Source organism: Bradyrhizobium sp. B120, assembly GCF_049075665.1.
GTDB lineage: Bacteria > Pseudomonadota > Alphaproteobacteria > Rhizobiales > Xanthobacteraceae > Bradyrhizobium.
Map to the genome: position 1 here is coordinate 2,110,608 of NZ_CP185242.1, position 19,457 is coordinate 2,130,064.

A 19,457-nucleotide genomic window follows, 5' to 3' on the forward strand; every position below is an offset into this window, starting at 1 on the left:
CTGTCCTTTCCGACCAGGCAAAAGCTTGCGCGCAATCCATCGCTGGATAATGCCGTGATCAGGTCTGGTCACCTGTCACTGTGCTGTGTCGTGCGGGACATTGCAGAGGATGGCGCAGCATTGAAGGCAGGCCCGCCGTCATCCTTCCTGACCGCTTCACCCTTATCGTTCGGCCGAAAAGACCTGTGCGTGCAATGTTGTCCGACGAAAAGGCGCATGGGCGGGGGCCCGTTTGACACTGAGCGACACGGGCGCTTGCTTCCAAAGCGCTGCGGAATTGCCGGGGAAATACTGCGCAATGTAACCTACGTCACACGCAGCCCAACCGCATAATTGGCACTATCCCGCTGGGATTTCAGCGGAATGCCATGGACGACGAGTTTTGTAGAGAGAGGGCGCGGACGGTGCGGGCACTTGCAGAGCAAGCTGACCCGTTCATCAAGAAGCGCCTGTTACAGCTGGCCGCTCACTACGAGCGACGCGTTGGAGCGCCAGAAAAGGCGGATCAAGATCGCGCTGATCTGCCGGCCCCGGGGGCGCCGACCCGGCCGTCGTGATTTCAGGGATGGCGCCTATCCGCTATGATCACCGGACCGCGATCCCATTTCCGCAAAGCGGCCTTCGCTCATGCCCTGGTCCTCTTGCTGGGCGGCAGCGAAGCTCAAAGTGTTGCTGTGGGGCAAGTCTCGCGGTTCGCTCCGATCGCAATCGGAGTTCCAAACGTGGCCTTGGCAAGTAGCTCAGCATAGCCATCGTCTGAACGGCCGTCATGGAAAATCGGTGATAACTTTAGTCCCGTAGTCCTTGAGCCAGAGCTTAGCTTAACCGGGACCTAGATCCGTGAGCATTACACGGCTGCTCGGTCTTGATCGTTGTCCGGTTGCCAACATGGCTCACAACACCTGTGAGATTCATGCCCCCGCGCGTCCATTTGCACCACCAACTCCCTCAAAACGCAATCAAGCGCTGAGTGCAAGATGGGAGTGCTGGCACGGCCCTTGCCGTTTCTCGCTTCTGAAAGCGGGGCACCGTCATGGCGACTGAATCTAATGAATGCCGAAGTCGGTCCGTTCGAATGAGGACGAGGAGGTGCACATCCCGGCTAAAGAGGTGTTGAAAGTTGAAGAGGAAGTGGCACAGCGACCGCCGTCAGCGTCGTTCAGGAATTCGCGAAAGCCGCCTCCGGACCGAAGGGCCTTTGGACTATGCGGCTGACAATGGGGGCGGGGTGCACCGCCTGATCTTGAGAGCGTCCCTTTGCGTGGCCCTGGCGGCGCAGCGATCCAGTTGCGGCCGCTTCTTCAGGAGACCGAAATGAACCTGCTCTTTGGTCCGCTGTTCATTCCCTTTCGCACTGAGCTGGGACGCCGCCTTCGGAGCTGCTCACTTCAAAGCGGCGGGGCGTTGAGAATTCCCTGCGACCTGGTCACGTGCTCGAATTCGAGATGACCCAATGGCCGCCCCTATCAAGTGCAGCGAAGTCCTGCGGACGCTAGGGTTGGCCCGACACTTGCTATCCTCACCTCAAACTCCGTTCGCGCGGTCGCATGCACAATGTCATCCTGCGAGGCTCCACTTGCAGAGCACAGATATTCGCGGCGGCTGTACATCTCCACGTCTCCACGCTCAAGAATTGCGAGGGAAGATCGTGCGTGAAGAATGGCAGCGCCGAGAGAGCCGAGCGCAAAGCATGCCCGATACCCATTGAATGGGTCCGGGGAGCAGAGGAACAAGTAAGCTAGATGCGCAAGTTGCCGATTCTAAAAAACCTTCACCTCTTCGAGGCGGTGAGCGAGTTCCCAAGCTTCTCAAAGGCCGCTGATGGCCTAAACATGACCACGGGTGCGGTAAGCTACCAGATGCGCACTCTCGAGGACTGGTTCGGCAGAAGATTGTTCGTCCGTCACAGCGCAGGAGTGCGGCTTACGTCCGATGGCGAACAGCTGAAGCGCAGGTGTGAGAGCGCATTCACGATGCTTGAGAAAGGGTGTTACGAACTGCGGAGGTGTGATGCAGGAAGATCTGTTGTGGTGGGGTGCTCAGCTACGTTCTTGTCGCACAGTCTCTTGCCCCGGATTGGTGGGTTCCGGCAAGCGCATTCCGATATCGAGTTTGTTTTCAAAACAGATGAAGATCTAAATTCGGTGGCTGTTGGTGCCCTGGATGTATTGTTTGTTTGCGGCGTCTTGAAGCAGCCGATGCCCGTCGATGAGGTGCACGTATCGAACGAGATGATTGGACCCGTATGCGCACCGACTGCACTCGATGCGATGAAAGGCCCAGCAGATATTTTGTCATTTCCTCTACTGCATGAATCGCTCAAGTTGGACGCCTGGAACGAATGGGCAAAGGCTACTGCGATATGCTTGCGTGGATCGCGCGATATTGTATTTGATTCGTTTTCGTTGGCTATTGAGGCGGCGAAGGGCGGACTTGGAGCGGCCATATCGCCGGAGGTGCTGGTCAGAAGCAACCTCGAGAAGGGAGAACTTGTGGCTCCGTTCGGCTTCACGCCTGTCAATCGCTCAATCTACATGTTGGTCAGCGGGCATGCACAAACGATAGGCGCAGTTAAGGAGTTCCGGCGCTGGGCAATGGCAGAAATACTAAGCCGAGCATAGCCGGGACCGACTCTGACGAGGTGCGACTCGAGAGGTCAAATAACGCATTCTATTGAGTTTGGCTGCTGCTGCATTCGATCTGAGGCGGTCCGCGCATGCCCCCGTATGACGGTGTGCAATCGCCAACCAATGCCGACCGGCGGGTCACGTTCTTGGTACGGCAAGGACCGTCCGAAGTCGTTTCTGCATGTGATGCAAATGTCAGGCGATATCGAGCTTGAGTCATGGCGCGGCCACAATCGAATTCCTCGAGCAGTAGAAGCTCGAGTTCCAGGGCATAGCCGTTTTGTCGTAATTGGCTCTTCGGTGGCTGGTTACGGCATGTTGCCTCCACATGTTGACTCCGAGCAGCTTTCACCGATTAGATCCTTACGGATGGGGGGCTGGAAATCCGTGGAGCGAAACCAGAAGCTGAAAGATCGCGAACGCATCGTCGACATAGGCGCGCCCCTTGAGGAACCTTGCGACGTGCGGCGCAGAGCCTGCCATTCCGAGAATGAGAATGGGCAGCGACTGATGATCGACGTCGAGCCTCTCGACAAGCTCGGTTCTTGGCCGCACCCAAGCCAGCCGGCGCACGTCAAGGTTGACGCCCCGGCTTGGGAATGCAGATAGCATCCCCTCGATCAGGCACAGTGCCAGCAGTAGAACTCTTGACCGGGGAAAGCCGGATCTTCGAAGGGCTGTTGTAACAGAAATAGCTGATCCCGTGGCATGGATTGCTCTTGCGATTTATCGATCGATCGTAGGTGACACTTTGACATGTGTGGATCGCACTATTGCGAAGATGGCGACACCGGAGGCGAGAAATGCACTGCCCGCACACATCAGCACGATCAGCCCGAAAGAGAGCTCATCACCCAGAATCGAGAAAAGCAGGCCGTTGCCTCCAACGCCGCTGTAGGTGCAACATTGAAACAGGCCCGAAAGGCGGCCGGCCCGATCCGGCGCAACTGACGAAACCATGTGCGTGTGAGCGGCAGCCGCAAATATCTGACCTAACCCCAGCATTGCACTGCTGGACGCGATCACCAGAGGCAGGCTGGCGTCGAGTGACATGGCTACCAAGCATGCCGCAAGCAGCGCTGCCGCGCCGGCTATTGTTGGCAAGGCGCCCAGCCGATCGAAGATGGGCTTAACCGACAGCGCTCCCAGGAGAGCGAAAGCGCCATTGCTCAGGACGATGATCAAAAGAACGCCTCTATCAAGCTCCCCATCTGCCGTGGCACGGATTGCAGGATAGACGTTGATGATGCCCGCACCCAGATTAAGCAGAAAGACCGCAAAGAAGGCGGGATAGAGCGGCGTCAAATCGAAGATAGTTCCGGAGGAGGGCGGTCCGGGTGTAGATCGCAGCTTCATTGAGCGTTGCTTGATGGCAAGGAGCACCATCAGTGAAAGCAATACCGCCGACATATTGAGCGCGAGAACTCCGGACAGGCGCAGTTGACCGACCAGCATGGTACCCGCGAACATGCCCAATAAATATGTGAGCCAGTCGATATTGGCAATGTTTCGTAACGCCGCGATCATACTGTCTTCTGATAAGATGCGGCGGAAGAAGGAGACTTCGGCCGACAAGTAGACAGGCTGAACCAAACTCAACACGGCGATGGAGGCGTAGGACGAAACGGAGTCAATCTCCGTCGTCGAAGCCATGGCAAGGAGCGCGCAAATTCGAACGCCATTGACGAACATCATGGCGGTCAGCGGGTCGCTTCTGTCGACCAGGGGGGACAGGAAGAGGCTGCCCAGCATGATAGGGACAAAAATGACTGCAACGCCAACGCCCGCAGCGCTCATACTGGATTGAAGGAGGCCAATCAGGATGCCAATTCTGAACGCCCAACCGCCGATCTGAATGATGAGATGCGACAGATACACGAGCCGCCGTGTGGTCGGGATGCTCATTGCCGGCCGATCCCCACAGAAGCGCCATTGAATTGAAAGAGTTCGATTGCGGTCGGGACCGCAAGCGAGACAATGCCGTCGTGCCATGACCTGCGATATCGGTCTGATGAGGCCCCGGGCGTCGCGGCCCCTCCAGGCCGCCGACGAGATTGAGATGCTCCGGCTGGCCGCCGTTCGGAAAAAGGGGGACCAGCGCGGAAGTAGCTCGCCTGTTCGATCGCGGAAATCGTTGCGTAGCGACCTGGTAGAACGCTACCGACTCCGGCCAGCATGCCAACCGATGCGCCGTCTACGAGTGTTGGCCCGCTCAGTTGGCGCCAGATTGTGCCGTCGATGACGTCATCGCAGCAACGATCATGTAGGATACGCAGATCGATCGGTATTGAGGGAATTGCCGCGCTGTTCGGGCCGTGATCGACGTCGTCGCTAGCAAACGATTGTTCGCGACACCCGATATCAACCTCTGCGTGGAGGGCGGCCGATCCGGAGAAATCGCAGCACAGGCTGGCACGAACCCCAATGTCGTCAACCCGATCGCAAACGGAATTGCAGGACTTCGGCGCCGCAGACGGCGTCTGCCAGACATCTTCAATGAAATTCGACGTTGCGGCTCTCATTCGCAGGCACACCGTATTGCATGATCGCTGACCGGGAGCAACGAGCCACCACCGTTCGGCCCGCAACTTGCCTCATGGGTGTGGCTAGCCCATTCAATTGAACTTGTAGGAGGCCTGAAAGAATGTACCCCAGCGCTCCATGCTGTACTTCGCAAGCATGGGCAGCTCACGGACGCAGCCGCTGCTGCTGCACAAAGAGTCGCTCCGCCTATTGGTCCACATCGCCCAGTAGCGGCCACCGACGCCGACGCTGAAGTTCCTGGTGATGAAGTAGGACAAGACGCCTTCAACCTGGACGCCTCGGCCTCCATCGCCCCGTTGTTCATCAAAGGTCGTCTTGTCGCGCAAGAGATGATTGTCACGCCCCTTGAAATCGGTCCAGGGCAGGTAAGCGACGTCAGCGTTCAAACGCCAACGCTCGGTGAGCATGGTTTCGGCGCTTAGGCCGACACGAGGTGCATTCCACTGAGTATTCTGGCTGCCACCGACCGTGTCGTCATCCGGCGACAAGCATGGATTCATGGGGTCAGCGATCTCTACACACCCCCTCGAGTCGGAGCTCTGTTCGTAGTAGGTCCAGCCGATAAATCCCCCGACCTTGTAGTTGGCAGCGCGCAGGAAATCGTAACCGGCATCGGCCGTGTAGTACGCGAACCTCCCGTTTGCCTGGCCTGAGATCGTGTTCTGATAGGGCGGGATGCCCCAATCTTCATTGTTGTGGTTTCCTTTGTCGAAGCGACCGATCCCAACGTTGCTCTTCAGGAATACTCCCCACGGGCTGTCGAGACGGCCAAATAGCTCCCCGGAAAGTCCGTCAAGTCCGTCATAAGTGAGCTTCGATACAAGAATGCTGGGGTCTTGAGGCCAGCCATAGGGCACTGCGCTGCGGTCCCATTGGAACCTTCCCCGGCTGAGCCAGAGCCGCGATCCGCCTTCGAACGACCAACCGGTCGCGTAGGGAATGGGCGGCCCGCTGGCGGGTGCCTTCGCGTATAGCGGCGTATCGAACCATTGTGCGGCCTGCGCCTCGGCGCCAAAATGGTAGTTCAGACCAAGCTTTGCGATGTGATAGTTGCTGGAGAGGTTGGTTGTGTTCGCCGGCAGAATTGCGAACGGCGGATCCTGCACCGTCGGAGGCGTTGCGACACTCGGCCCGCCGAAATGGAGATAGTCATACTCAGCTTTGACCGACCATGCAGGCGTAAGCGCTTGCTCGACGCCCAGCCCGATGATGCCACCGAGGCGACCATAGTCGAAATGGGTTTTCTCCTGTGGCCAGCCGCCTTCGTAGTTGTTGACGACGTCGCCCCGATTGTTTTGCCAGGCCACGCCTCCCTTGAGATAAGCCAGCGTGCGGCCGAGCGCGCCAAACGCGTAACCAACGCGACCGGTCCCGGTGGCAAAGACGTTGGGACCCGCCTTGCAGTTTGCGCTCACGACAAAGCCGGAGGCGGCGAGGCAGGTATTTGTGCCATCGGAGACAGCGCCGCTGGCATCGAGTTCGACGCCAAACACCCAGTCGTTGTTCTGCCAGTTGTAGCCGATCTGGCCACCTGCCAGGAACACTGGGGTATCGACGACACCACCATAGATTGACGGACCGTAGGGATTGCTGAAGGAGGTGCGGCCGTACCCACCGCCGACGTGCCCGCCAATATAGCCTCCGGACCAGTTCCACACAGCCGGCGGCAGTTTCACTTCTGGCTGAAGGTCCGCCGCCTTGGCTGCACCGCTTGCGACGAGTGCAATTGTTGTGGCGGCCCACAAAAGAACTCTAGATCGCATCAAAAATTTGCCTGCACGTTCCCGGTCCACAACCCGGCTCCTTGAGTGATCGCCGCACGGCGGACCGTTCGGGCAAACCAGACACTAACGGCAACGCGCGCTGAGTCCGCCTCGAAGATCACCGCACTGCGATTGGTGATGATGCTTCAGCAAAGCAAGCCGCGTGCCGAATTAAATTCGCTGTCTTCTGCAGGCACTTCGCAAGAGAGTGTAGCGTCGACTTTCTGACAGTGGTCTCAAGTCTGACAATCGAAACGTGCGACAAGTTCGCCGTCGCGCGGTAAATGTGCGAGACACGATTTGATGCGCGGCATTCCTGTTTCGTGCGGGGCGCGCGACGGATCTTTCAGCTTTGTCGATGTGATTTCAACATAGAACATCCTTGTCGCCGCGGCCGCGGCGGTCCGTGGCAATCAGCTGATCACCCTGCAAAGCTCAGCGTGTTCGAATCATTCGGGTGAGCGCGAGCGTAGGAGCCCGCGCGGCGTCAATGATCGAAGCAGCCGAAGCTTGTGAAGAATGATGAAACATCGCCGAACTGGCCATTCGCCGCAGCGGAATTAGTTTAAACCGTAGAGGGATGGGAGCAAGGAGCCGTATCCGCCGCGCGGAGCTTGTTGCGCGAAGAGTCCGGGGCGCGTCGCTGGTGCAAAAAGCAAACGACTCCGCCGAGTGTGCGCCAACTTCCGGAAGACGCGATTTCCTGCGTCGAGCTGGCCTCTGATTGGTGACCATCAAGATGCGACTCAACGAGCAATGACCGTCGCCCTGCAGCTGGTTCTCACGATCGGCATGTCCGTCTCCGCAGCAGGAGTGTATCGACTGGCGGTCACATCAGCCGCTTCGAGTGGTGCAGGAGCGGCTTAGTGCGGCGAAGCCGTTCGCCGGCAGAAGGCACCTGTTCTCCGGCTTCAGCCGGGCGGTCATAGTGAGCCCTTATGACGCATGTGCCCGGACGGAGTTGCGTAAAGGCCGACGATGTCGCGAACCTTGGCGACGAAGTCGGGATCGGTTGAGAGCTTGAAGGTCTCCAACCGATGCTGCTGCAGGCCGAAGGCGCGCCATATCCGCTGTACTGTTGAGACTGAAAGCCCGCTGGCCTGCCGCGCGGCAATCAGGATGGAAAGCATAGCCGTCCAGCGCGCCCGCTACATGACGCTGGAAACCATCGCGCCCTTGAGCGATGATCCAACCGTCAGCCTTCCGGCTATCGCCAGCTCACCTGCCCGGCCCACGCCGGCGAACGCGGTGCCCCGCCGCCAGCTACACCACCCCCCGGGGCCGCGGATACGAGCGCGGGCCGGTTCCGATCGTCACGTCTGTCGCCACTCCTGGTGATCGTGGCGGCAGTTTCTGGCGGATGACCTTCTTGTCGGCGCGGAGTTTGCCCAATAGCCTCGGTTCGGTAAGGGAATGTCGGCCTTGGCACAGCACTTTTTCAGCCACACATCGGAGGACACCCATTCGCTGAGCAATCGTGCGCACCGGCTCTGTCCAGACAAGATCGTAAAGCGCCTCACGAGAAATGGTGGTCAATCCAATCCTCTGGCTCAGTCCGACTCCACTGTAATCATTGAGTATTGCGAAGGCGCGACGCCTTCGGCCTGGCTTCGGTGTTCGATGAAGCGGATGGATGGAGTGGGGGTCGATGTATAGGTGTCGGAGTGCGAAAGCGGTGGTGACGTGATGAACGGAAACAATGAAATTCCTGACCGGGCTTGCCTGGAGCTCCAGGATGACAGCCTTGCTGTGGACTGTCAGCTCGAGATAGCGCCATGTCTGTGGGTGCTCTCCTCGATCCGAAGCCGGTAAGCGCGCACTCGCAGGACACCGTTCGTCGTTACCGCGAGATCAGGGGATATGAGGAGTGAGAGCTCCTGAAAGCCGCCCCCGCAGGGCAGGAGGGCGGCTATACGCTGAAGCGTATGTATGTGTTTTATACGCTGGCAGGTAACCGGAGGCAGATCAAACGACGTTTTTGAAGGCCGTGATTGCCTTCTGGCTTCTCGGCGCCACGGACGGGCACACCAAAAATTTCAGCATCTTTCTCTCTCCGGGCGGCCGCTTCCGCATGACCCCGCTCTACGATGTGATTTCGGCGCAGCCCAGCTTAAACGCAGGCCAGATCAAGCGTAACAAGATGAAGCTGGCCCTGGCCGTCGGGGATAGCCGTCACTACGTCGTCGATGGCGTCATACCCCGCCATTTTGTCCAGACCGCCGCCAAGGCAGGGATTGGCGCGGGAATCGTTACCGCGATCTTGATGAGCTGCGCGCACGGGCGCCAGCGGCGCTTGAACAGGTCACCACATCGCTCCCGAAGGCATTTCCTGCCGAAGTAGCTGACAACATCAGCAATGGGGTCAAGGCTCGTCTGCGCAGATTGGAGGAGGCGTGATGCCAAAGATCGATGTGCGACCAGCTAATCGAAGCGAGGGAGATCTCTGCCCATCGCCACAATGGACCAGCGAGATTGATTATGGTCCGCCTCTTCGTCGCTGTTACGGACAAAACTGGTTTGACCAGAGCGCGTCCGCTCCACACGACGAAGTCAATTTCTGGCAACCTAGCGGCACCACGCAGTTTCGGGCGCTCCAACCAGCCGAGTTGTTCCTTTTCAAGCTGCATGCGCCAAACAACTTCATCGTTGGTGGCGGCATTTTCGGCCACGCGTCGATCGCCCCGCTGTCCCTGGCGTGGGGTCGGCTTGAAGAACGGCGTTTCCAGCCGCGCTGAGATGCGGGCACGAATTGCGAGTTTTGGTCGTGATCCGATCGCTTTGGACAATCGACAGGATCCCGTCATTGGCTGTTCGAATTCTGGCGCAGCCGTCCTTCTGGCCGAGGGCCTGTGGCGACCCGTTCCAGTGAGCTGGTCGCCAAATATCGTGAGCCGCTCGCTGATTTCTCCCGAGCTTTCGATTGTCCAGATTTCTCCCCAGACGGACAGGCTGCTGCTCGTGGCTCGGCCGAAGTCAGCGGTCTGGCTCTGTCCCTGCTGCGGCTGCCAGACGGATCGCGTCCACAGCCACTACCTGCGACGCCTAGCCGATCTGCCGTGGCAAGGTCGGGTTGTCGAAATCCAGCTTTATGCGCGACGGTTTCGATGCGCGAATTCGCAATGCCGGTGTCAGATATTTATCGAGCGGCTACCGGCAACGGTGCGGCCGAAAGCAAGACGCACAACCCACCTCGGCGGGAGCCAACAGGCGATCGTCTTTGCGGTCGGCGGACAGCCCGGCTCGCGCCTGTCGCGCAAACTGGCCATGCCGGTCAGCGGCGACACCTTGCTCCGAATGGTTCACTCGGCTCCGTTGCCGGATCTTATTGCCCCGACCGTCGTCGGCATCGACGATTGGGCTTGTCATCGCGGCCAGCGATATGGAACGATCATCTGCGATCTGGAGCGCAACTGCGTGCTTGACCTGCTTCCCGATCGTAATGCCGACAGTGTTGCGCGCTGGCTGAAGCGCTGGCCGGGCATCAAGGTCGTAGCCCGCGACCGTGCGGGACTTTATGCTGATGTCGCACGCTGCGGCGCGCCCAACCCGGTGCAGGTGCATGGCGGACCGCTGGCACCCACTCAACAGTTTAGGTGAGCTGCGCCACGCTGTCGGCCGCCATCGTCACAACGTAGCCGCCGCCGTGCAAATCATGGCGCCGTGCAACCACCGAAGACTGGCAGTTCTACGCTGCCGCCCGGCCTTGCACAGTTGCGGGCGGATCGAAAGGCTGCACGACGCGAACGCCGGGATGAAATCTGTCGCTTACGCGAGCAGGGTTGCCCGACATCCGGGATCGCCCAACTGTTCGGCATCGACAGGCGCACTGTTCAGCGCTGGCTGGCGGCTGGCGGCGAACCGGAGTGTCCGCGTCCTCACAGCCCTTCACATCTTCTCGCGCCCTTCGAGGCATGGCTGGAAGCGTGGTGGGCCGCCGGTTTTCGGGCAGAGATCGGGGAGGGCGATTTGAACCAGAGACACGACCTCTATCGACAGGGGATCGTCAACTAATCGACCGCCGAGCCGAAGGAGGCGCTTCTCAAAGGTTCAAGAGTCGGCAATAGCGCTTGAGATCTCGCGCCAAGTCGCAAAGGCTCGCTCGCGTCGCCGCGTCGGCTGATGAGAATTCTCGGCCCGATTGTTGAGAGCTTTGTGCTGGCGATGTTCGACGTGAAAGCCCATCTTCGCCCGCGCAGCGCCGCACGAACGGAGCTTGTCCGTGATCATCACGCGCGGCGGCGTGCCGGCGGATTTCAAGAGCTTCTTCATGAGCGGCGGCGCAGCGCGCGAGTCGCTTCGGCGCTGGATCAAGATGTCACGAAGCCATTCTGGTCGACAGCGCGCCAGAGCCAATGTTGTTCGCCCGCGATAGAGCTAACGACTTCGTCCTGATGCCATTTGTCATCGCGAGCTGGAGCGCGCTGGCGGATCCGATCGGAGAACGCCTTGCCGAATTTCCGTCCCACTGGCGCACGGTTGCATAGGTCACGCCGATGCCACGCGCCGCCAGCATTTCCTCGACCATGCGCAAGCTTGAGGGAAACCGGAACTACGACCAGACGGCATAGCTAATCACTTCCGGTGGAAGCGATGGCGGCGATAAAGAGGCTCCCGGGCGGGTCGGCATGCCGGTCGTCTACCCCCTCGGCCGCTCCATTTCGTCAACTTGACGGTGCCGTGACCCATCTTCTCGATGCTGACGTTATACGCTCGCCGTGGGTCAACTCCGTCATTTAACCAAAGTCATCGTCTCGCTGAGCCATCGCTAATTGGTGACGGCCGGGCGGGTCGCGCCGCGCCATCACGCCTGCCTATGGTCTCATACTGAGTAAATATTGGTTACCCTAACAGCCTCAGGTACGATTGCCTATCGGCATCGACTGATGCTGACCAGTGCGTTGACGCGCCGGTCAGCTGTGCGCCGCTTGGGTTTACGTCAGGTGCATGGGGTGTATTCGATGCCAGCGCACAATAGTGCAAAAAAACATGACGGTCCGCGCTCGCCAATTGTGGCGAGTCACGTCTCGTCGGCGGAGCGAAAGGAGCTTCGCTCTGAGGTAAAAAAGTATCGTTAAGGCTGCCGCGGCGGCAACCGTGTACCAAACATTCTAATCGGATTGCCTGGGAGGTAAGTTTTGACGGGAATCGACCGGTGTGGAAATGGGCCTGGCGGACTAGACGCGCACTGGTCCCGTGCTGAATCAGATCTCGGCGATGGAAAAGATACCTCGACGCTCAATTCTGTCGTGCATGGCTCGCGCTCTGAAGATCGAGATTTAGGGACGTCCTCCGCTCAAAGGCCACCGTCGGTCAGAAATGTCCGACGCCGCACGTCAGCTGATCGCTCCGTTGATATGCGCGACGGCCAGCCTGGCTTTCGCGATTGGCCGCATCGCGGCGTGCCAAATTGGGAAGAATGCGCGTTGCGTCCCGGGCGCCTCGGTGCCGAACAGTCCAGCAGTTCTGAGCAAAGTACCCCTTCCTCGCACAGGCAATCCGTATCCGGCCTGGATTACCGACCAAAAAGGCGGCGCCTGGATGATGTCGCCCCGCAGGGCGCGAAAAATGCAATCTCAGAAATACAATCTAACGTAGCTCGACGCGCGATCTGTTCCGCCCGTGACATCGTTGGATTCTCGCGCGCCGTGGTTGAGCATAACAAAGGGCTGCAGGCGGCGGGCGCCGAGGTCCATGCGGCCTTCATTCAAAAGGCCGCCACCCTGTTCAGAAGTCAATTTGTCACATGTTTCGAGGATGATATCCGCCGCGGGAAATCATGGGGCTACGCCACGACGTGTAACGCGGTAACGAGCGAGGCGGGTGGTGAGGAAGGTGTTGAAGTATGCAAGATGATGGCAACTCGGGTGTCGGAGCTCGATGGTGCGTTAGTGCGCAAAGTCGACCCCAAAGCTCTTTCGCTCTTCGCGGCATCATTTGGTCGGCATTCGCAGTCGAGCACATGCCGCAATGGAACGGTCAGAATCGCCGAATTTTGCCGGGATGAAGGCAGCACACTTGAGGCGATGAATAGTCACAGTCTGTCGTTGCTGGTGAACGGATTCAGCAAGTGGCCGCAGCGGACGGAAACCCTTGAAGGCACGGAAGCCGCCGCCCGTGTGGTCTGGCGTCGCGCCGACCGCCGTTCCCGGCTTGCCGATTTTGATCCGCAACACTTGGCGAACCTGGTGAATGGCTTCAGCAAGTGGCCGGACGCGCCGGCGTCTCGCCAAGCCGCCGTCGCGGTCGCCGCTGAGGTCACTCGCCGCGGCGCCCGTCTCTCTGATTTTAATCAGCAGGAGCTGGCGAGCCTTGTGAACGGTTTCAGCAAGTGGCCGCAAGAGGAGTGGTCTCGCCAAGCCACCACGGCGATTGCCGGTCAGATCGCTCGCCGTGACCGCCGTGTCCGGCTCTCTGATTTTAATCACCAGGAGCTGGCGAACCTTGTGAACGGTTTCAGCAAGTGGCCGCAAGAGGAGTGGTGTCGCCAAGCCACCGGAGCGATTGCCGGTGAGATCGGTCGCCGCGACCGCCGTGACCGACTCTCTGATTTTAGTCACCAGGACCTGGCAAGCCTTGCGAACGGTTTCAGCAAGTGGCCGCAAGAGGAGTGGTCTCGCCAAGCCACCGGAGCGATCGCCGATGCGATCGCTCGCCGCGACCGCCATGACCAGCTCTCTGATTTTAATCACCAGGAGCTGGCGAACCTTATGAACGGTTTCAGCAAGTGGCCGCAAGAGGAGTGGTGTCGCCAAGGCACGGGAGCGATCGCCGGTGAGATCGCTCGCCGTGGCCGCCGTGACCGGCTCTCTGATTTTAATCACCAGGACCTGGCGAACCTTGTGAACGGTTTCAGCAAGTGGCCGCAAGAGGGGTGGTGTCGCCAAGCCACCGCAGCGATTGCCGGTGAGGTCGCTCGCCGTGACCGGCTCTCTGATTTTAATCGCCAGAACCTGGCGAACCTTGTGAACGGTTTCAGCAAGTGGCCGCAAGAGGAGTGGTCTCGCCAGGCCACCGCGGCGATTGCCCGTGAGATCGCTCGCCGTGGCCGCCGTGACCGGCTCTCTGATTTTAATCACCAGGAGCTGGCAAACCTTGTGAACGGTTTCAGCAAGTGGCCGCAAGAGGAGTGGTCTCGCCAGGCCACCGCAGCGATCGCCGATGCGATCGCTCGCCGTGACCGCCGTGTCCGGCTCTCTGATTTTAATCACCAGGAGCTGGCGAACCTTGTGAACGGTTTCAGCAAGTGGCCGCAAGAGGAGTGGTCTCGCCAGGCCACCGGAGCGATCGCCGATGCGATCGCTCGCCGTGACCGCCGTGTCCGGCTCTCTGATTTTGATCACCAGCAGCTGGCGAACCTTGTGAACGGTTTCAGCAAGTGGCCGCAAGAGGAGGGGTCTCGCCAGGCCACCGCAGCGATTGCCGATGAGATCGCTCGCCGCGACCGCCGTGTCCGGCTCTCTGATTTTAATCACCAGGAGCTGGCGAACCTCGTGAACGGTTTCAGCAAGTGGCCGCAAGAGGAGTGGTCTCGCCAGGCCACCGGAGCGATCGCCGGTGCGATCGCTCGCCGTGACCGCGGTGTCCGGCTCCCTGATTTTAATCACCAGAACCTGGCGAACCTTGTGAACGGTTTCAGCAAGTGGCCGCAAGAGGAGTGGTCTCGCCAAACCACCGCGGTGATCGCCGGCGAGATCGCTCGCCGTGACCGGCTCTCTGATTTTGATCACCAGCAACTGGCGAACCTTGTGAACGGTTTCAGCAAGTGGCCGCAAGAGGAGTGGTCTCGCCAGGCCACCGCGGCGATCGCCGGTGCGATCGCTCGCAGCGACCGCCGTGTCCGGCTCTCCGATTTTAATCACCAGAACCTGGCGAACCTCGTGAACGGTTTCAGCAAGTGGCCGCAAGAGGAGTGGTCTCGTCAGGCCACCGGAGCGATCGCCGATGCGATCGCTCGCCGTGACCGGCTCTCTAATTTTAGTCACCAGGACCTGGCAAGTCTTGTGAACGGTTTCAGCAAGTGGCCGCAAGAGGAGTGGTCTCGCCAGGCCACCGGAGCGATTGCCGGTGAGATCGCTCGCCGTGACCGGCTCTCTGATCTTAATCACCAGGACCTGGCGAACGTTGTGAACGGTTTCAGCAAGTGGCCGCAAGAGGAGTGGTCTCGCCAAGCCACCGCAGCGATTGCCGGAGAGATCGCTCGCCGCCGCGACCGCCGTGACCGGCTCTCTGATTTTAATCACCAGCAGCTGACGAACCTTGTGAACGGTTTCAGCAGGTGGCCGCAAGAGGCGGCGTGCCGGCAGTCCACGATGGACATCGCACGCGGATTGGGTGCTCGAGGGCAACGATTCGGTGCGTTCACCACGCCTCAGCTGAGTATGCTCGCCAATGCTCTGTCGCGAACGATCATGGGGGCAGAGGACAGTGGGGAGATTACGGACGCCGCTCTGGCGAAGGATCGGTTGCGCAAGCTCGCCCACTACCTGCACTATGATGATGATCGCCTGGGGCAGGCTGACGTTCTGCAAATCGCAACCATTTTCAAGGCGCTGGGTAAGGCTCGGCTGTTTGATGATCTCGGTTTGCTCGCACCGACAGGCTTGAATCGGCTCTCGGAATTGCGTCAGGCCCCTGACTTTACGACCCAGAACGATCTGGAAACCATGGGTAATCTGTGTGCGGCTCTGCTGCCGCTGGCGCGCAGCCCACAGAAGCCGATGCGCTGGCAACGCAGGCAGGCTCTCAACCTGCTCAACGACCTCCAACCCGTGATCGAGCACAAGATCGAGGCGCATCTGAACGCAAGCGATGCCGGGCGGACCCGTGGGCCGCTTGCGAGCCGCTCCCCCGCTTTATCGATCTATCAGACGCTCAAGGCCCGTGCGGTTCTGCAGAGATTGTTCAGGCCACCGTATGTCGAGGGCAACCGGCCCGATTTACGGAGCAGGCAGCAAGAGCTGCGGCATGGGAGCAGAGAGATCCTGGCTGGCGCGCGCGACCTGATTCAAGGCGATCTTTCCAGCATGAGCTGGAACCTGATCGCGCAGATCGAGGCGGATAGGCCGGTTGATGCGCTGGACTTCTTTATGGAGCATGATGCAGCGGCGATCCAGGCGCAACATCCTGCATCGATCTTCGACGTGCATCAGGTCTTGCGAGACATGGACCACGCGCCAAGGTCTCCGCAGGGTGACGCGGGACTGATGCAGTTGCCGGTTGTGGACATGCAGGGGCGGCCGGTGGCCACGGAGCCGGAGAGACGATATTCGATTTTTCATCGCCTGACCTCGGGGGCGCTGCCCGTGGTCGCAGTGCAACTGCCAGCAACCCCGAGCGCCTTCATGTTGGCGCGTACGGTGAGCGTCAACGGTGTGTCATACCGCATGGACCTGTTCGGCGGCAGCAAGTTAAGGCCGCCGTCATTGACCGTGTCCCAGGTTGCGGCGCGTACTCCAGGCGAGCGAGTTAATCGAGGGGGAAAGCTGCTGGCGATTCCCTATGCCGAAACCGCACCGGGCACGGCCTTCGAACAGCTGTCGCGCGCGTGGGCTCCTTTCAAAGAGGCATATTATTACACTCAGCGCAGGGGTTTTGCGGCGCCCCCGGCGATCAAAGGTCTGTCTCCTCACGACTACGCGCTGGAAGGCGCCTTCAAATTGGCGCTGCTGCCAGACCGCCCTGCCGACCAGGAGCATCCCTTCAAGTTGATGGGACAGGATGGCCCCATCAAGTTGCGACCGCATGACGGCTGCGGCTTCATCAGGGCCTCGCTGGCCAACCTTATGCCAGCGGTTCGTCGCGCCGGCGAGCGGGAAGGTCCCGACCGAGTGCTTGCCTTTGGCGAGGGAAGCAAGTCAGCCCTGCCAGTCTCGGCGCTGCAACATTATCCGCGCAATGAGCAAGTGGCGGATGAGGCACGCGAGAAGGCCACGAGCTGGCTTGATGGCCGGGAAGAGCAAAGGCTGACATCCGAGGAGCTGTTTCGTATTGTGACGGCCGCAAACATCAATGGTCCGGGCGCAGTGGCCATCCCGTCCGCTGACGGCTGCCTCCATGTGCCTTCGCTCAAGAGTGAGACGTTGAGCGGTGGTGGCGTGCTGATCGGGCGATCCCCCTATGACAAGCCCAATCTTCGCCCGTTCGCCCCCGACCAGGTCAAGTCGGCCGCTGATGGAGACCCGACAGCGTCGTTTCTCGATCAGTGCGTGACCATGCAATACAGTTTCAACGTCGCCCAGAAGTCGGGGGAGGGGTTGGCGGCCGACAATCCGACCTTCTTTGCCAAAGGGCTTCTGATCGTGGTGCCGGATGAGATGTGGCCAGCCGACTTCGCCGACCGGGGGCTGGTGATGTCTGCCGAGGACGTCAAGTGCCATTCGAGCTGGACCAAAGGCAAGGACCGCGCAAAGATCGACACTGCGGTCGACTGCGTCGGCATCCTTCAGTCGACCGAGTTGTTTGCTCCGGGGTCGGTGGTTGCCGTGCCGCCCAGTGAACAGAAGAAGCTTGATGGCGACTTCGACGGGGATAGCCTCGTCATCATCGGCGACCGGCCGCAGCTTTACGAGCATGTTAGGCAATTCGATCAAGAGGAGCAAGCTCGCGGATTGCGCTCGCTCAAGCCGCCAAAGTCGCACACCCCGGCGATTGAGGATAATCGCTACAAGTTCGGTCGCGCCAGCCAGATCCTCGCCGCGACGCGGAATGTTCTGGAAATCTATACCGGCCTGCAGCGAGGCTTTCTGGCTCAATCCCATGAAGCCCGACAGTGGTTTGCCGAGCGTGCTATCTTCGGCACGTACGAAGGCATTCACCACGAGCTCAAGCAAGACATCCGACGCCTATTGGAGCAGGAACAGGTTAGCGCTCAGAACGTCCAGGACACGCTCGAGAAGGTGCGGCACGAGATTGAGCTGGCAGACCATCCGGTCGCGCGCGAGATGGCAGAGTTGCTCCTCACCGAGCTCGACGCGTGGTCCGCGAGGCTGGATGAGCAAATCCTGCCCGAACAACCTCTGCTCAAAGCAGGCGCCAGCGTGCGTGAGGCACAGCTCGCAATGAGCCCACGGCTCTGTGAGCTGTTCCCGGAGCTGGCGGAGACCTACCCGGCAACGGCGCAGCCACGCGACCGTGTCCAGCTTCTCGTCGATCGTTACCCTGCGCGCATCGACCCGCGACCGGATGGCTACAATCCGCACGATCTCGTGCATAGTGCAAACAATCTCCTGAGCCTCGGCATCAAGGTCGGAACTGACGCCCATAAATCCGACACTGGCGCCTACATCTTTATGCGCAAAAGTGAGCACCTTCAGAGCCTGCTGCAACATACACCGGGGTTGAAATCGGTGCCTTACACCAAGAGCATGGCGGCTACCCTCAACCAAGGTCTGTTCGATGTCGATGCGACGCTGGAGGATCTCAAGGACAATCCGACGCTGGCGGCTTCAGTCATGCAAGCCTCGATCAAACTTGCCGCCGGGCGAGGCATTCTGCCTGAATCCAAGGGCCGAGGTCTTGCTGCCGATGATTCCGCCACGACAATCACATTGACCCGCGAGCAGGCTGCACAGCGCGCCCAAATGGAGGCAACCCGCGCTCAAGCCGAGGAAAGGGCTATCACCCTAATGGCAGACTCGGTTGCCGAAGCCCTCAAGAGAGCCGACTTCGAAGTGAAGATGCCCCATTCCCGTCGGCGCTTGAGATCGATAGACTCGATGACCGACCAGCTCGTCGGAATGCAGGCACCGATTGAGGACGGCGCCCAGCTGATGAACAACGCGGTACGCCACGTCTTCCAACTCCCGGATAGGGAATTTGCCCGTGCCTTCAAAAAAGCCATTCTCCTCTTCGAGGAGAGCGGCTACGCCGAGGTCAGCACGATCAACTGGTTCAGGACGCGATCGCCGACCTTCGTCGGCATCAAGACTGTACTCGCCACGCCGGGGGGCTACCGCTTCGAGGTCGAGTTCCACACGGCAGGCAGCTACCAGGCCAAGATCGACAATCATGACACGTACAAGGAGCTGCAGAAGCTTCGGGAGTTGCAGCGAGCGAGCCGAGAGCCTCTGGATCAATCCCTAGGCGAGCAACTCCTGGAGCGTGTGCGACAGGCCTGCAACACGGTTGTCATACCGGAGGGGGCCATAGATATCCCCCACTGGGAAGCCGACGCGGATAGTACAGTTGGTGCCAGCCTGGCTCGTCGGTCGCACGTGGCCCCGCCGAGACGCGCGGTGCGCTCCCCGATGGAAACAGAGATAGGTGGTGTGGACACTAGCGCATCCATAGGACAATGGCTGCGAGGGTGACGACGGCGCGATAATTTCGGGCGGTCTTCGAAGCGGGTTGCGACGCGTCGGAACTGCTTGAGCTTTGAGAAGCAGCATTCGAGGAGGTGACGCTGGGCATAGAGGTGCTTGTCGAGCGGATATTTGAGCGCGCGTGACGGGTTGTTGGGAATGACGGCGATCGCGCCTTTGGCTGTCAATCGGCCTCCAAATTTTGCATGCCGAATGACATTCGA

Annotated in this window: 8 protein-coding genes and 4 pseudogenes; 6 read left to right on the forward strand and 6 right to left on the reverse strand. The window is 59.8% G+C overall.

The window, feature by feature from the left end:
- The first annotated feature begins 1,742 nt into the window (after positions 1-1,742).
- Positions 1,743-2,621, forward strand: coding sequence for a LysR substrate-binding domain-containing protein (locus ACOIX3_RS10005; protein ID WP_420969580.1), 879 nt, complete (start codon positions 1,743-1,745; stop codon positions 2,619-2,621).
- Positions 2,622-2,990: 369 nt separating this feature from the next.
- Here the strand turns inward: ACOIX3_RS10005 and ACOIX3_RS10010 are convergent.
- The 4 genes and pseudogenes from ACOIX3_RS10010 to ACOIX3_RS10025 form a co-directional block, all read right to left on the reverse strand.
- A pseudogene (locus ACOIX3_RS10010) lies at positions 2,991-3,385 on the reverse strand (DUF3088 domain-containing protein).
- On the reverse strand, positions 3,354-4,532 hold the full coding sequence (locus ACOIX3_RS10015) for an MFS transporter (RefSeq protein WP_420969581.1): 1,179 nt from the start codon (positions 4,530-4,532) through the stop codon (positions 3,354-3,356). The pseudogene ACOIX3_RS10010 and the gene ACOIX3_RS10015 overlap by 32 nt, the downstream one beginning before the upstream one ends.
- Before the next feature lie 710 nt (positions 4,533-5,242).
- Entirely contained in the window at positions 5,243-6,964 is a 1,722-nt protein-coding gene (locus ACOIX3_RS10020) for an outer membrane beta-barrel protein (protein WP_420969582.1), read from the reverse strand.
- A 926-nt stretch (positions 6,965-7,890) separates the two neighbouring features.
- A pseudogene (locus ACOIX3_RS10025) lies at positions 7,891-8,007 on the reverse strand (IS630 family transposase); the annotation flags it as partial.
- Between the two features lie 914 nt (positions 8,008-8,921).
- On the opposite strand from ACOIX3_RS10025, the gene ACOIX3_RS10030 reads away from it, so the two are divergent.
- The 4 genes from ACOIX3_RS10030 to ACOIX3_RS10045 all read left to right on the forward strand — a co-directional run bounded on the left by ACOIX3_RS10030 (position 8,922) and on the right by ACOIX3_RS10045 (position 10,945).
- Positions 8,922-9,275: a HipA domain-containing protein gene (locus ACOIX3_RS10030; RefSeq protein WP_420971702.1), complete on the forward strand. Its 354-nt coding sequence runs from the start codon at positions 8,922-8,924 to the stop codon at positions 9,273-9,275.
- A gap of 55 nt (positions 9,276-9,330) precedes the next feature.
- Positions 9,331-9,669: a hypothetical protein gene (locus tag ACOIX3_RS10035; RefSeq protein ID WP_420969584.1), complete on the forward strand. Its 339-nt coding sequence runs from the start codon at positions 9,331-9,333 to the stop codon at positions 9,667-9,669.
- A complete protein-coding gene (locus ACOIX3_RS10040) occupies positions 9,641-10,531 on the forward strand; it encodes an ISL3 family transposase (protein WP_420969585.1) in 891 nt (296 codons plus the stop codon). The genes ACOIX3_RS10035 and ACOIX3_RS10040 overlap by 29 nt, the downstream gene beginning before the upstream one ends.
- Before the next feature lie 63 nt (positions 10,532-10,594).
- Positions 10,595-10,945, forward strand: coding sequence for a helix-turn-helix domain-containing protein (locus ACOIX3_RS10045; protein WP_420969586.1), 351 nt, complete (start codon positions 10,595-10,597; stop codon positions 10,943-10,945).
- Here ACOIX3_RS10045 and ACOIX3_RS10050 read toward each other — a convergent pair.
- A pseudogene (locus ACOIX3_RS10050) lies at positions 10,942-11,620 on the reverse strand (IS6 family transposase). The gene ACOIX3_RS10045 and the pseudogene ACOIX3_RS10050 overlap by 4 nt on opposite strands.
- Positions 11,621-12,579: 959 nt before the next feature.
- Here ACOIX3_RS10050 and xopAD point away from each other — a divergent pair.
- A complete protein-coding gene (gene xopAD / locus ACOIX3_RS10055) occupies positions 12,580-19,242 on the forward strand; it encodes a XopAD/skwp family type III secretion system effector (RefSeq protein ID WP_420969587.1) in 6,663 nt (2,220 codons plus the stop codon).
- On the opposite strand, the pseudogene ACOIX3_RS10060 reads toward xopAD, so the two are convergent.
- Positions 19,208-19,415: pseudogene (locus ACOIX3_RS10060) on the reverse strand (IS5/IS1182 family transposase); the annotation flags it as partial. The gene xopAD and the pseudogene ACOIX3_RS10060 overlap by 35 nt on opposite strands.
- Positions 19,416-19,457: the final 42 nt, after the last annotated feature.